Source organism: Pseudomonas sp. Colony2, assembly GCF_019382755.1.
In the GTDB taxonomy this organism is placed as follows: domain Bacteria; phylum Pseudomonadota; class Gammaproteobacteria; order Pseudomonadales; family Pseudomonadaceae; genus Aquipseudomonas.
Genome location: NZ_CP080030.1, coordinates 3,471,584 through 3,483,513, shown reverse-complemented (window position 1 = coordinate 3,483,513; position 11,930 = coordinate 3,471,584). Strand labels below are relative to the sequence as shown.

At 63.6% G+C, this 11,930-nt stretch carries 12 protein-coding genes and 1 pseudogene; 8 read left to right on the top strand and 5 right to left on the bottom strand.

All coding sequences use genetic code 11. The annotated features are described in order from the left end of the window. Positions 1 to 148: pseudogene (locus JV201_RS29725) on the bottom strand (GNAT family N-acetyltransferase); the annotation flags it as partial. Positions 149 to 352: 204 nt separating this feature from the next. Here JV201_RS29725 and JV201_RS13920 point away from each other — a divergent pair. From JV201_RS13920 to JV201_RS13905, 4 genes are all read left to right on the top strand, one after another. Next, positions 353 to 1,324, top strand: coding sequence for a helix-turn-helix transcriptional regulator (locus JV201_RS13920; protein ID WP_219407088.1), 972 nt, complete (start codon positions 353 to 355; stop codon positions 1,322 to 1,324). A 138-nt stretch (positions 1,325 to 1,462) separates the two neighbouring features. After that, complete coding sequence (locus JV201_RS13915) at positions 1,463 to 2,308, top strand: transporter (protein ID WP_371317077.1); 846 nt, start codon at positions 1,463 to 1,465, stop codon at positions 2,306 to 2,308. Between the two features lie 22 nt (positions 2,309 to 2,330). Continuing rightward, on the top strand, positions 2,331 to 3,506 hold the full coding sequence (locus JV201_RS13910; protein WP_219407087.1) for an MFS transporter: 1,176 nt from the start codon (positions 2,331 to 2,333) through the stop codon (positions 3,504 to 3,506). Between the two features lie 13 nt (positions 3,507 to 3,519). After that, a complete protein-coding gene (locus JV201_RS13905) occupies positions 3,520 to 4,632 on the top strand; it encodes a class II histone deacetylase (protein WP_134326580.1) in 1,113 nt (370 codons plus the stop codon). Here JV201_RS13905 and JV201_RS13900 read toward each other — a convergent pair. Both JV201_RS13900 and JV201_RS13895 read right to left on the bottom strand, forming a co-directional pair. Beyond that, positions 4,629 to 5,771 (bottom strand): glycerate kinase, encoded by a 1,143-nt coding sequence (locus JV201_RS13900; protein WP_219407086.1) that lies wholly within the window; start codon positions 5,769 to 5,771, stop codon positions 4,629 to 4,631. The two genes, JV201_RS13905 and JV201_RS13900, sit on opposite strands and share 4 nt — an antisense overlap. 91 nt (positions 5,772 to 5,862) lie before the next feature. Continuing rightward, a complete protein-coding gene (locus JV201_RS13895; protein WP_003212558.1) occupies positions 5,863 to 6,969 on the bottom strand; it encodes a sugar diacid recognition domain-containing protein in 1,107 nt (368 codons plus the stop codon). A gap of 161 nt (positions 6,970 to 7,130) precedes the next feature. Here JV201_RS13895 and JV201_RS13890 point away from each other — a divergent pair, with 161 nt between their 5' ends. Further along, positions 7,131 to 8,441 carry an MFS transporter gene (locus JV201_RS13890; protein ID WP_003212559.1) on the top strand — a complete coding sequence of 437 codons (1,311 nt, stop codon included), beginning with the start codon at positions 7,131 to 7,133 and terminating at the stop codon, positions 8,439 to 8,441. 1 nt (position 8,442) lies between these two features. Here JV201_RS13890 and JV201_RS13885 read toward each other — a convergent pair whose 3' ends face one another. After that, positions 8,443 to 8,730 carry a hypothetical protein gene (locus tag JV201_RS13885; protein ID WP_219407085.1) on the bottom strand — a complete coding sequence of 96 codons (288 nt, stop codon included), beginning with the start codon at positions 8,728 to 8,730 and terminating at the stop codon, positions 8,443 to 8,445. On the opposite strand from JV201_RS13885, the gene JV201_RS13880 reads away from it, so the two are divergent. Then, on the top strand, positions 8,696 to 9,049 hold the full coding sequence (locus tag JV201_RS13880) for a hypothetical protein (protein ID WP_023658819.1): 354 nt from the start codon (positions 8,696 to 8,698) through the stop codon (positions 9,047 to 9,049). The genes JV201_RS13885 and JV201_RS13880 overlap by 35 nt on opposite strands. Before the next feature lie 65 nt (positions 9,050 to 9,114). Here the strand turns inward: JV201_RS13880 and JV201_RS13875 are convergent, their stop codons facing one another. After that, entirely contained in the window at positions 9,115 to 9,819 is a 705-nt protein-coding gene (locus JV201_RS13875; RefSeq protein WP_177023081.1) for an SDR family oxidoreductase, read from the bottom strand. 100 nt (positions 9,820 to 9,919) lie between these two features. On the opposite strand from JV201_RS13875, the gene JV201_RS13870 reads away from it, so the two are divergent. Both JV201_RS13870 and JV201_RS13865 read left to right on the top strand, forming a co-directional pair. Further along, positions 9,920 to 10,822 carry a LysR family transcriptional regulator gene (locus JV201_RS13870; protein ID WP_008432540.1) on the top strand — a complete coding sequence of 301 codons (903 nt, stop codon included), beginning with the start codon at positions 9,920 to 9,922 and terminating at the stop codon, positions 10,820 to 10,822. A 76-nt stretch (positions 10,823 to 10,898) separates the two neighbouring features. Next, on the top strand, positions 10,899 to 11,909 hold the full coding sequence (locus JV201_RS13865; RefSeq protein ID WP_219407084.1) for an aldo/keto reductase: 1,011 nt from the start codon (positions 10,899 to 10,901) through the stop codon (positions 11,907 to 11,909). The last annotated feature ends 21 nt before the right edge of the window (positions 11,910 to 11,930 follow it).

The following is an 11,930-nucleotide window of genomic DNA, read 5'->3' as shown; positions in this document are numbered from 1 at the left end:
CCAGGCGTGCGCGCCAGGCTTCAACCGATTGGAAAGGCATTTGCAGCACCTGACGGCATACAGCCGGGTCGTTGTAGAGCGCAGCGACGCCTTCAAGGTGGGCCTCGGTGAAGCGCGTGATAACGATCTTGGGTTCAGGTGTGTGCATGGTGTTTCGTCCTTTGAAAAACACGTGGCCGACCAGTGTAGGCGGCACAGCGGTTTTTTGGCGAGTACAAATCCTGCCGCACATCATGCATCTGTAGGATAGCGATCAGCCCCCGCAGCGCCGATACTTCACCCAGGCCCTGCCCCGTTTCGGCCTTTAAACCCTGTGACTAGAACAATAAAAAAGTCCCACAGAGGAACGCCCATGAGCCGTCTTGATCCCCCCGGCCTGTTACAGGCTTTCAGCACCCTGACGCTTGATCTGCAACGCCTGGCCCAGCATCAGGACATCGAACAGTTTCATCGCCATGCCCTGTCGCGCATCAGTCAACTGCTGCCCTTCGACAGCGCATGGTGGGGGCGTGCCGCGATCATCGATGGCCTGCCGGAAGAACACAGCAGCTACCTGCATCACCTGCCAGACACGTACTTGGCCGACTGGCAGTCGATCCGCCATGTGGACGTGACGGTCGGGCTGGTGCACGAAGCACCCGGCCAGGCAGTGATTGTCGACATGCTCGACCCCGCCAACGGCCCGGGCCAGAATTGGTTGGGTCAGCGCCATGACATTGGCGAGTTGTTGTGTGTGATCCACGTCGACCCGCAAACCCGCCTCAGTGACCACTTGAGCCTGTACCGCAAACCGGGAGCGCCACGGTTCAACCAGGACGACTGCCAACTGCTGAACAACCTGATGCTGCACCTGGTGGCGGCCGTCTCGGCGAACCAGATCCGCACCCTGGTGGCCATGCGCGAAACCCTTACCAGCCCGCGCAACCTGGCCCTGGCGGTCTGCGACCAGCGCGGGGTGTTGCAGTGTGCCGAACGCGGGTTTGTCGACCTGCTGCTCAGTGAGTGGCCGCAATGGAGCGGCCCCGCCCTGCCGGTGCCGTTGAATCATCGCGGGCATGAGGGCAAGCACATCCATATCGAAGCCTCGGCCGTGGGCGATCAGTTTCTGTTGGCCGCGCGCCTCAACCGCGCCCTGCCCCAGCTCAGTCCCAGAGAGAACGACGTGGCCCAGGGCTTTGGCGAAGGCAAGACCTACAAGGAAGTCGCCCGCGACCTGGGCTTGTCGCCGAACACCGTGCGCCATCACATCCGCGCCATCTACAGCAAGCTCGGGGTCAAGGACAAGGCGCGCATCGCGCACTTGCTGCACGCCCCGCCCGACTGACCTCACCCCTTAATTCGTTGCTTTTTTGCGCTGTCGTTTTGACGGCCTCGGGCGCCCTTTGCCCATTTTCCGCTGCCATCCATCACATTCCATAAGAGATGCCTTGCGATGAATCACTCCACCTTGCGTCACCTGGCCATGCTGCTGGGCGGCACCCTACTGAGCCTCGACAGCCAGGCCGCCGACCTCAACGCCCGGGACTTTTTCGGCGCGCCGTCCGGTACCAGCCTCGGCGTGCTGTACTTGCCGGCGACGCGCTACGATGATTTCCACGGCCCGGCCGACACCACCGGCAAGGCCGACTTGAAGGTCAACGCCGTGGCGTACCGCCAGGTGTTTTTCACTGACGTCTGCGGCACGCTGTGCACCCCGCAATTTATCCTGCCCTTCGCCGACATCAATGCGCGCTTGCCCGGCGCCAGCCAGCACACCGGCGAGAGCGGCTTTGGTGACCCGCAGGTGGGCGGCACGTTGTTTTTCATCAACGACCCGGCCTCACGCACCTACAGCGGGCTGTTGAGCCTGATCACCGTGCCGGTGGGCGAGTACCACAGTAAAAACCCCGACGTGTCCCCCGGGGCCAATCGCTGGGGCGCGACCTTCGTTTACAACTACACCCAGGGCATTGGCGAGAAATGGGTGCTGGAAGCCAACCTCGAAGCCCAGTTGTACGGCACCAATGACGACTATTTCGGCAGCGACCTCAAGCAAGACCCGCTGTACCGCCTGCAAGCCTTCGCCTCCTACGACTTCAGCCCGGCCACCTACGGCGCCCTGCGTTTGATCCACGCCGATGGCGGCGAGCTGCGCATCAACGACCAGCGCATCGACGACACCCACAAGCGCTACACCCAGGTGGGTTTCGAGGTAGGGCATTGGCTCGACCGGCAGAACCAAGTGATGTTCAGCCTTTCGCAAAACGTCGCGGCATCCAACGGCTACGCAGGCACCGACGCCCTGTTGCGGCTGGTCCATGTGTTCTGAATCACTTTCCCGGAGCTTGCCCATGAACACTCAGACCCACGCTGCAACCGCCGGCCTTTCAGCACGGTCATGGCCGTTGCTGGCGGCGATCATTCTGTTCGCCGCCATCACCCCGACCATCCTGATGACCGCACCGGCGGTGGCCGCGCAACTGGCCAGCCAATGGCAGTTGAGCCCGTCCCACATCGGCGACCTGTTCTCCACCGAGCTGGGGGCGATGAGCCTGGCCACCCTGCCCGCCTTCTGGTGGCTGAAACGGGTGGACTGGCGCCTGGCAGCCCTGGTCGCCGCCGTGGCATTCATTGCCGCCAACCTGTTGTCGATGCTCGCCGACACCTACGCCACCTTGCTTGCCTTGCGTTTTATGAGTGCCTTGGCGGGCGGTTCGTTGATGATCATCTGCCTGGCCAGCGCGGCTGCCACTGCCAATCCAAGCCGGGTCTACGGCTTGTGGGTGATGGGGCAACTGGTGGTCGGAGCGGTCGGCCTTGGCGTGCTGCCCGGACTGTTTGCGCGCTATGGCCTCGGCGCCTGCTACCTGATTCTTGCGGGACTGATGACGCTGCTGTTGCCACTCGCCCGGTGTTTCCCGTCCGGCAGCCCGCCGCGCGAGCAAACCGATGCAGCGGCGATACCTGTCTCCCGGGTGAAGGCTGCGCTGGGCATCGCCGGGATCCTGGCCTTCTACGTCAGCCTCGGCGGTGTCTGGACCTTTATCGGCGCCATCAGCAGTGACGCCGCAATCTCCGCGCAACACAGCGGTGAAGTGCTGGCCCTGGCCACCGTGATGGGCATCGTCGGCGCCGGCTGTGCCTCGCTGATCGGTACGCGCCTGCCACGCCTGCTGCTGTTGCTGGTGGGCTACGCCCTGATGGCCGGTGCGGTGCTTTTGCTGAGCGGTACGCCAACACTGCTGCGCTTTGCCCTGGCAGCGCTGCTGTTCAAATTCACCTGGACCTTCATCCTGCCGCTGATTCTCGCCTGCCTCGCCGACCTCGACCGCAGCGGCAAGCTGATGAACACCTCAAACCTGGTGATCGGTGCGGGCCTGGCCATCGGGCCGGCCATTGCCGGGCGGCTCATCGAAGCCAGCGGCGGGTTTGCCTCGCTGCTGGTGGGCGGCGCCGCCGTCACCCTGTTGTCCCTGGCGCTGATGCTCGGCAGCCGCGCCACGCCTGACGCTGTTTTAACCCGCTGAACTGGAGACTCTGATGAACCGAACCACCGCGTTTTTCTTTGATGAACTAAGCCTCTGGCACAGCGCCGGCGCCCACGCACTGACCTTGCCGGTGGGCGGTTGGGTGCAGCCGCCTGCCGGCAGCGGGCATGCCGAGTCGCCGGAGACCAAGCGGCGCTTGAAAAGCCTGCTGGACGTATCCGGGCTGAGCCGTCACCTGCAACAGCACAGCGCAGTTCCGGCCACTGACGAGGACTTGCGACGGGTACACGGTGCCGACTACCTGCAACGCTTCAAGGCCCTGAGCGATGCCGGCGGTGGCGAACTGGGCCCACAGGCACCGATCGGTCCGGGCAGTTACGAGATCGCCCGACTCTCCGCCGGGCTGGCCATCGCTGCAGTGGACGCAGTGCTGAGCGGGCAGGTCGAGAATGCCTACTCACTGTCGCGGCCGCCGGGGCATCACTGCCTGGCGGACGGCGCCATGGGCTTTTGCTTCCTGGCTAATATCGCCATCGCCATCGAGGCCGCCAAGGCGCGCCGCGGGCTGGGCAAGGTCGCCGTGATCGACTGGGACGTGCACCATGGCAACGGCACCCAGTCCATCTTCGAAACACGTGGCGATGTATTGACGATCTCCCTGCACCAGGACGGTTGCTATCCGCCGGGCTACAGCGGTGAACAGGACCGTGGCCGTGGCGCCGGCCTGGGCGCCAATATCAATATCCCGTTGCCGCCAGGCAGCGGCCACGAAGCCTATCTGCACGCGATGGAGCGCATCGTGGTACCGGCCCTGGAGCGCTTCGAGCCTGAACTGATCATCGTCGCCTGCGGCTATGACGCCAACGCCGTGGACCCGCTGGCGCGCATGCTGCTGCACAGCGAGTCGTTCCGTCTGATGACCCGCACAGTACGCCAAGCCGCCGAGCGCCTGTGCCAAGGGCGCCTGGTGCTGGTGCATGAAGGTGGTTACAGCGAAGCCTATGTGCCGTTTTGCGGGCTGGCGGCGCTGGAGGAGTTGGCCGGCGTGCGCACGGCGGTGGAAGACCCGATGCTGGAGTTTGTCCAGTTGCAGCAGCCCAAGGACGTACTGCTGGGGTTTCAGCGCCAGTGGATCGACCGACTGGCGCAGGGCTTTGAGGCTTAGACCGCCAGGGCGGCCACACGCCAAACCCGGGCAATGCCCGAGGCGCGCTCGCGCAACAGGCGCGGTGCCTCGCTGCAGGCCTGTTCCAGGGTAGTCGGGCCGGACGGCAAGGCGAACGCGGCATCCACGCCGTGGGCGTACATTTGCTCGTAGCCATCCCCCAATGTGCCGGCGATCACGATCACCGGCACGTTGTGCTGCCTGGCGATCCGCGCCACGCCAAACGGGGTCTTGCCGCGCAGGGTCTGGGCATCGAACCTGCCTTCGCCGGTGATCACCAGGTCGGCGCCACGCACGGCTTGCTCAAGCCCAACAAGCTCTGCGACCACTTCAACACCCGCGCGAAACTGCGCGCCAAGGAACGCCTTGGCGGCGAAACCCAAGCCACCGGCGGCACCGCTGCCGGGTTCGTCGCGTACGTCTTTGGGCAATACCCTGGCGCAGTGATCGGCAAAATGGCCGAGGGCCGCATCCAGTTGTTCGACTTGCTGGGGATTGGCGCCCTTTTGCGGGCCAAAAATCGCCGAGGCCCCGTGAGGACCGCATAAAGGGTTGTTCACGTCGGCGGCGATTTCGAAGCGCACTTCGTTCAGGCGGGGGTCCAGTTGCTCAAGGCTGATGCGCGACAGCTTGCCCAGCGCCAGGCCGCCAAGGGGCAGCGCTGCTCCCTCGGCATCAAACAACTGCACACCCAGGGCTAGCATCGCCCCGGCGCCGCCGTCGTTGGTGGCGCTGCCGCCAATGGCCAGGATGATGCGCTGGGCGCCGGCATCCAGGGCGGCGCGGATCAGTTCGCCGGTGCCGAAGGTGCTGCTGGAACACGCATCTCGCTGACCCGGTGGCACGAGTTGCAGGCCGCTGGCTTCGGCCATTTCGATGATTGCGGTGTGGCTCTCGGCCAACCAGCCCCAATGCGCGTCGACACTGCCGCCCAATGGCCCTTGCACACGGCTGGTGCGCAGCTCGCCCTGGCAGGCGGCGAGTACCGATTCCACCGTGCCCTCACCACCGTCCGCCATCGGGCACTTGATCAGCTCGGCGTCGGGCCACACGCTGGCCAACCCCTCGGCAATGGCATTCGCCACGCCTTCAGCACTCAGGCTGTCCTTGAACGAGTCGGGGGCGATGATGATTTTCATGGGCTTTCTCCGGTTTTTATAACGCCCATGCTGCCAGTTGGCACCGGCAATAACGCCGGTCCATTGCACAAGAGTGGCTGGGGTTTGTTGTTCATTTGGACAAAGCTTGCGGCAATAGCTGCACGCCGAGGTACAACGCGAGCATGCCGTCGAGGGTCAGCGGGTCGACGCCGCTCAGCTCGGCGATGCGTTCCATGCGGTAGCGCAGGCTGTTGCGGTGGATCCCCAGGGCATCGGCGCAGGCCTGGCTTTGGCCGTCGTGGTCGCACCAGCTGCGCAGGGTCGCCAGCAACTGGCCGTTGCTGTCCTTGGCCAGTACCTTGCGCAGCGGGTTGAGCAGTTCGTCGAGGGCGTCGTCGTTGCGGTGGCGCCAGAGCATGACCGGCAGGCGGTAGCGATTGAGGGTCAGCAACCGCGATTCGGGCAGCACATCACGACCATAGGCGAGCAGGTCGCCGACCCGCCGGTAACAACGGCGCAGGCCGGCCAGCCCGTCCGCTTGCCCGCCGACGGCGACCCGCAGGATGTTCCAGCCCAGGCCGTCGAGCTTTTCCAGCAGGCGCGGGTTATCGACTTGCACCGACGCCGGCCGGCACCACAGCAGGGAAAACTGCGCGGAGCTGACGCACCAGCTGTCGGGGTAGCGCGAGGTCAGCCAGGCGCTCAAGGCCTCGGCCGACTGGCCGCTGCCCAGCTCGAACAGGTACGGCGTGCGCGCCAGCTGCGGCTTGAGGCCCAGTTGCTGGGCTTCATCCACCAGGCGCGGCGAATCGCCGGTCTCGGCCAGCAGCAGTGCCAGCAGATCATCGCAGCGCTGGCGCCGCCATTGCTGCTCGGCTTGCTGGTGACGCTGGCTGACCAGCATTTCGGCGGTCATGCGCACCAGTTCGGCATAGGTGCGCAGCAATTCCGGCTCACCGGTAATGCCCAGCACGCCGATCAGGCGCTGGTCGTGCAGCAGCGGCAGGTTGATCCCGGGTTGCACGCCCTTGAGGTGCTTGGCGGTCTGGCCGTCGATTTCCACCACCCGCCCGTTGGCCAGCACCAACTGCGCGCCTTCGTGGCGGGTGTTGATCCGCTCGGGTTCGCCGCTGCCCAGTATCAGGCCCTGGCTGTCCATGACGTTGACGTTATAGGGCAGGATCGCCATGGTGCGATTGACGATATCCTGCGCCAGGTCATGATCCAGCTCGAACATGGGGCTAAATTCCTGAAAAAAACCGGTTGTTCATAGGCACAGCGCAAACCATGCTTCACTGTGCGCGAGCACAAAGACAGCACCCCTTGAGGTGGCCGAGACTCGTTGGGCGATCAACGTTACCCTCGCATCGCGAAAAATCATAATAAAGAGAGACTGCCATGTCACAGAGCGCCGCTGTTACCCAGGCCACCGATGACGATAAAAACGCCGTATACAAGCGCATCACCCTGCGCCTGATCCCCTTCATTTTCATCTGCTACCTGTTCAACTACCTCGACCGCGTCAACGTCGGCTTTGCCAAGTTGCAGATGCTCGACGACCTGAAATTCAGCGAGACCGTGTACGGCCTCGGTGCCGGGATCTTCTTTATCGGCTACGTGCTGTGCGGCGTGCCGAGCAACCTGGCGTTGACCAAATTCGGTCCACGGCGCTGGATTGCGCTGATGATGATCGTCTGGGGCGCCCTGTCCACCTGCCTGTTGTTCGTTACCACACCGACGCACTTCTACGGCTTGCGCCTGCTGACCGGCGCCGCTGAAGCCGGGTTCTTCCCGGGCGTGGTGCTGTACCTCTCGCAGTGGTTCCCGACCTTCCGCCGTGGGCGGATCATGGCGCTGTTCATGTCGGCAATTCCGGTATCCGGCCTGCTCGGCAGCCCGTTCTCCGGCTGGATCCTCAACCACTTCGCCGCCGGCCAGGGCGGGCTTGCGGGCTGGCAGTGGATGTTCCTGCTGCAAGGCGTGCCGACGGTGATCCTCGGCGCCCTCGCCTACTTCCTGCTCAGCGACAGCTTTGCCAACGCCAAGTGGCTCACGCCCCATGAGCGCGCGGTGTTGGAAGCCGACCAGGCGACCGACCTGGCCAACAAACCGAAGACCACCAGCGACTCGCTGCTGGAAGTGTTCAAGAACCCGGCGATCTGGGCGTTCGGCCTGATCTACTTCTGCATCCAGAGCGGTGTGTACGCCATCAACTTCTGGCTGCCATCGATCATCAAGAACATGGGCTTCAGCGATAACCTGGTGATTGGCTGGTTGAGTGCGATCCCGTACCTGCTGGCGGCGGTGTTCATGCTGCTGGTGGGCCGCTCTGCCGACTTGCGCAAGGAGCGTCGCTGGCACCTGGTGGTGCCGATGCTGATGGGCGCGATCGGGCTGGTGATTGCGGTGAACTTTGCAACCACGCCGGCCATTGCGATCCTCGGCCTGACCATCGCCACCATGGGTGCCCTCACCGGCCTGCCGATGTTCTGGCCGGTGCCAACCGCGATGCTCAGCGCAGGTGCGGCAGCGGGCGGTCTGGCGTTGATCAACTCCATGGGCCAGATGGCGGGGTTCCTCAGCCCGTATATCGTCGGGTTTGTGAAAGATGCCACCGGGTCTACGGACCTGGCGCTGTACCTGCTGGCGGCGGTGATCGTCGCGGGCAGTGTGTTGGCGTTGCGCATGACGCGCACACTCAAGGCTTGAATCAGCGCTGACCGGTGCCGCGATATCGAGGGCGGCGCCGGTCATCTATCTGCTCATATAAAGGCGTGTTTTTATAGGCAAACAACTGCCTGACAGCCGTATTAACCTCTACGCCCATTCCAGGTAACAAATAGGCTACAACCTTTACCCAGCCTTTACTTTCGTACCCCATCATCCCGTCCGAAACCGCTGTCTGAAGCATATGCCCGGGGATATTATCAAGACCGGTTCGGTGCATACGTAGAGGACTTATCATGATCAGTCGACTCTCAAAAATGAAAGTAGCCATGTTGCTCATTGCCACCCTCGCCATCGCAGGGCAAGCAGAAGCCCGTGGAGGATATGGCTATGGCTGGGGTCACGGTTATGGGTACGGGCATGGCGGTGGTTGGGGCTGGGGTGGCCCGGCTTTGCTGGGTGCGGTTGTCGGCGGTCTCGTAGTGGGTTCGGTGGTCGCCAACTCCCAGCCTCCGGTCTATGTGCAGCAGCAACCGGTTTACGTGCAACCGCAGCCGGTGTACATCCAACAGCCGCCACCGGTCTATTACCAGGCGCCGCCTCCAGGCTATTACTACCCGCCACAACCGGTTCCGGTGCCACGTTATTAAGCACGGCCCTATTACTGATAATGCAGGTCCCGCCTGAAAGCGGGACCTTTTTTATTCAGCTGCCTTTAGAGTAATCCGCCGCCGTCGACATCAATCACGCTACCGGTGATAAACCCGTTCTCCATCGCCAACACATACCCGGCAGCCACTTCTTCGGCCTGCCCCACGCGCCCCACCGGCAACGCCCCGCCCGCCTTGGCAAACATTGCCAGTCGCTGCTCATCGGACAACCCGGCATACGCCTCGGTGTCGATCACCCCCGGGCTGACCACATTGACCCGCCGTGGCGCCAGTTCCTTGGCCAGTTGCTTGCCCAGCGCTTCGGTCGCCGCATTGATGCCAGTCTTGATGAATTGCCCCGCAACCGTTTTGCGCCCCAACTGCCCCGACGTCAGGGTGATGCTGCCGCGCTCGGCGAGAAATGGCAGCGCCGACTGGATCGCCCGCAGCGAACCCCAGAGCTTCACGTTGAAGTTGTCTTGCGCCAGGTTCAGGTCGGTCTCGATCAGGGCCTTGGCCTGCACCGCAGGCCCTGCGGTGTAGACCAGATGGTCAAACGGCCCCACGGTTTCGAACAAGCGCTGTAATGAGGCTGCGTCGGTCACGTCCACCTGCTCGCTACGCACCCCGTTCTCCACGGTTGAAGACAAGCGCCGCCCGGCCAGCACCACATGGGCACCGCGTGCCACGGCCTGCTTGGCCACCGCGGCACCAATGCCGCTGCTGCCGCCAATGACGATGATGGTTTTGCCGTTGAGGGGAGATGTCATGGGGAAATACCTGGCTGAGAAAATGAGCTTTCATCTTCCCAGCTTGGCAATCGTTGAAAAATCCCGGTAAAACGACAAGATCTTTAAAGGATTTTTACAAATGAGCTCAATCCTCGACCTTGAAGTGTTCGTGCGCACCGCCGACACCGGCAGCCTGTCGGCAGCCGCCCGCAGCCTCAGCCTGACCCCGGCAGCAGCGAGCATTGCCCTCAAGCGCCTGGAAACCCGCCTGGGCATCCGGCTGCTGGCGCGTTCCACCCGCAGCATGCGCCTGACCGAAGAAGGCCGGCGCTACCTCGACAGTGTGCGCGTGGCCCTGGAGGCGCTGTCGGAAGGCGAACAGGCGGTCAAGCAGCAAGGCCAGAGCCTGAGCGGGTTACTGCAATTGGCCGCGCCCTCGGATTTCGGGCGCAATGTGCTGCTGGGCTGGCTGGATGAGTTCAAGCTCGAACACCCGAACGTGCGCCTTCAGTTGCTGCTCAATGACAGCAATGCCGACCTGTTCCGCGAAACCGTCGACATCGCCCTGCGTTTCGGCGTACCACGGGACTCCAGCCTGGTCGCGTTGCCGGTGGTGCCCGACCACACGCGGGTGGCGTGCGCCAGCCCCGACTACCTCGCGCGCCACGGTACGCCACGCCTCCCCCAGGACCTGGCACAACACAGCACGCTGCGCTATATGCGCCAGGGTCGGGCGAACAACACCTGGTACTTTCGCCAGGGCGAGGTGCTGCAGGAAGTCGAGGTCGGCGGCGACTACCTCAGTGATGACGGCGAGATCGTGCGGCGCTGGGCATTGGCCGGGCACGGCATCGCCTATAAAGCGCGGCTGGATGTAGCGCGCGATATCAAGGCCGGGCGCCTGGTGCCGTTGCTCACCGATTGGCAAGGCGAACCGACCCCGTTCAATCTGATGTGTCCCCATCGGTTGCAGGTGTCGGAGCGGGTCAAGGTACTGCACCGCTTCTTGCAACTGCGCTGCGCCGAACTATTACCGCAATAACCGTCGCGGGGCTTGTTCCAGAGCCTTGCTCTCTGGTATTGGATAGGGCCTGTCTCCCCCTTTTGAGGTGTTCACGATGATTTACCGCACACTGGGCCAGTCCGGGTTGAAGGTCAGCGCACTGACCCTGGGCAGCATGATGTTTGGCGAGCAGACCAACACCGAGGACTCGCTGCGCATCATCGACAAGGCCTGGGATCAAGGCATCAACTTTATCGACACCGCCGACGTCTACACCGGCGGGCGCTCCGAGGAAATCGTCGGCGAAGCCATCGCCCGCCAGCGCCAGGATTGGGTGCTGGCCTCGAAGGTCGGCATCGGCCCGGCGGATGGCCTGCCGAACCGCAGCGGCCTGAGTCGCAAGCGGATTTTCAATGCGCTGGAAGCCAGCCTGACGCGCCTCGACACCGATTACCTGGACATCTATTACCTGCACCGCGAAGACCACAACACGCCACTGGAAGTCACGGTTTCAGCGATTGGCGACTTGATCCGCGAGGGCAAGATCCGCCACTGGGGCTTGTCCAACTACCGCGGCTGGCGGATCGCCGAAGTGATCCGCGTGGCCGAGCGCCTGGGGGTGGACAAACCGATCATCAGCCAGCCGCTGTACAACATCGTCAACCGTCAGGCCGAGGTGGAGCAGATCACCGCCGCCGCCGCGTATGGCCTGGGCGTGGTGCCTTACAGCCCGCTGGCCCGTGGCGTGCTCAGCGGCAAATATGCGCCGGACGTAACGCCTGAAGCCGGCAGCCGTGCCGGGCGCCAGGACAAGCGCATCCTGGAAACCGAATGGCGCGTTGAATCCCTGCGCATCGCCCAGCAGATCCAGCAATACACCCAGGGCCGTGGCGTGGGGATTGTCGAGTTCGCGATTGCCTGGGTCCTGAACAACTCGGCGGTCAGTTCGGCGATTGTCGGGCCGCGCACCGAGGCGCAGTGGGATGCCTACACCGGCGCGCTGGAGGTGAAGATCGCGGCGGAGGACGAAGCATTCATCGACTCGCTGGTCACGCCAGGGCATGCGTCGACGCCAGGGTTCAATGATGTGAGCCACTTTGTGTCGGGGCGAGTTGCCCGGCCATAAGTCCCTTTTATGGGGGGACCT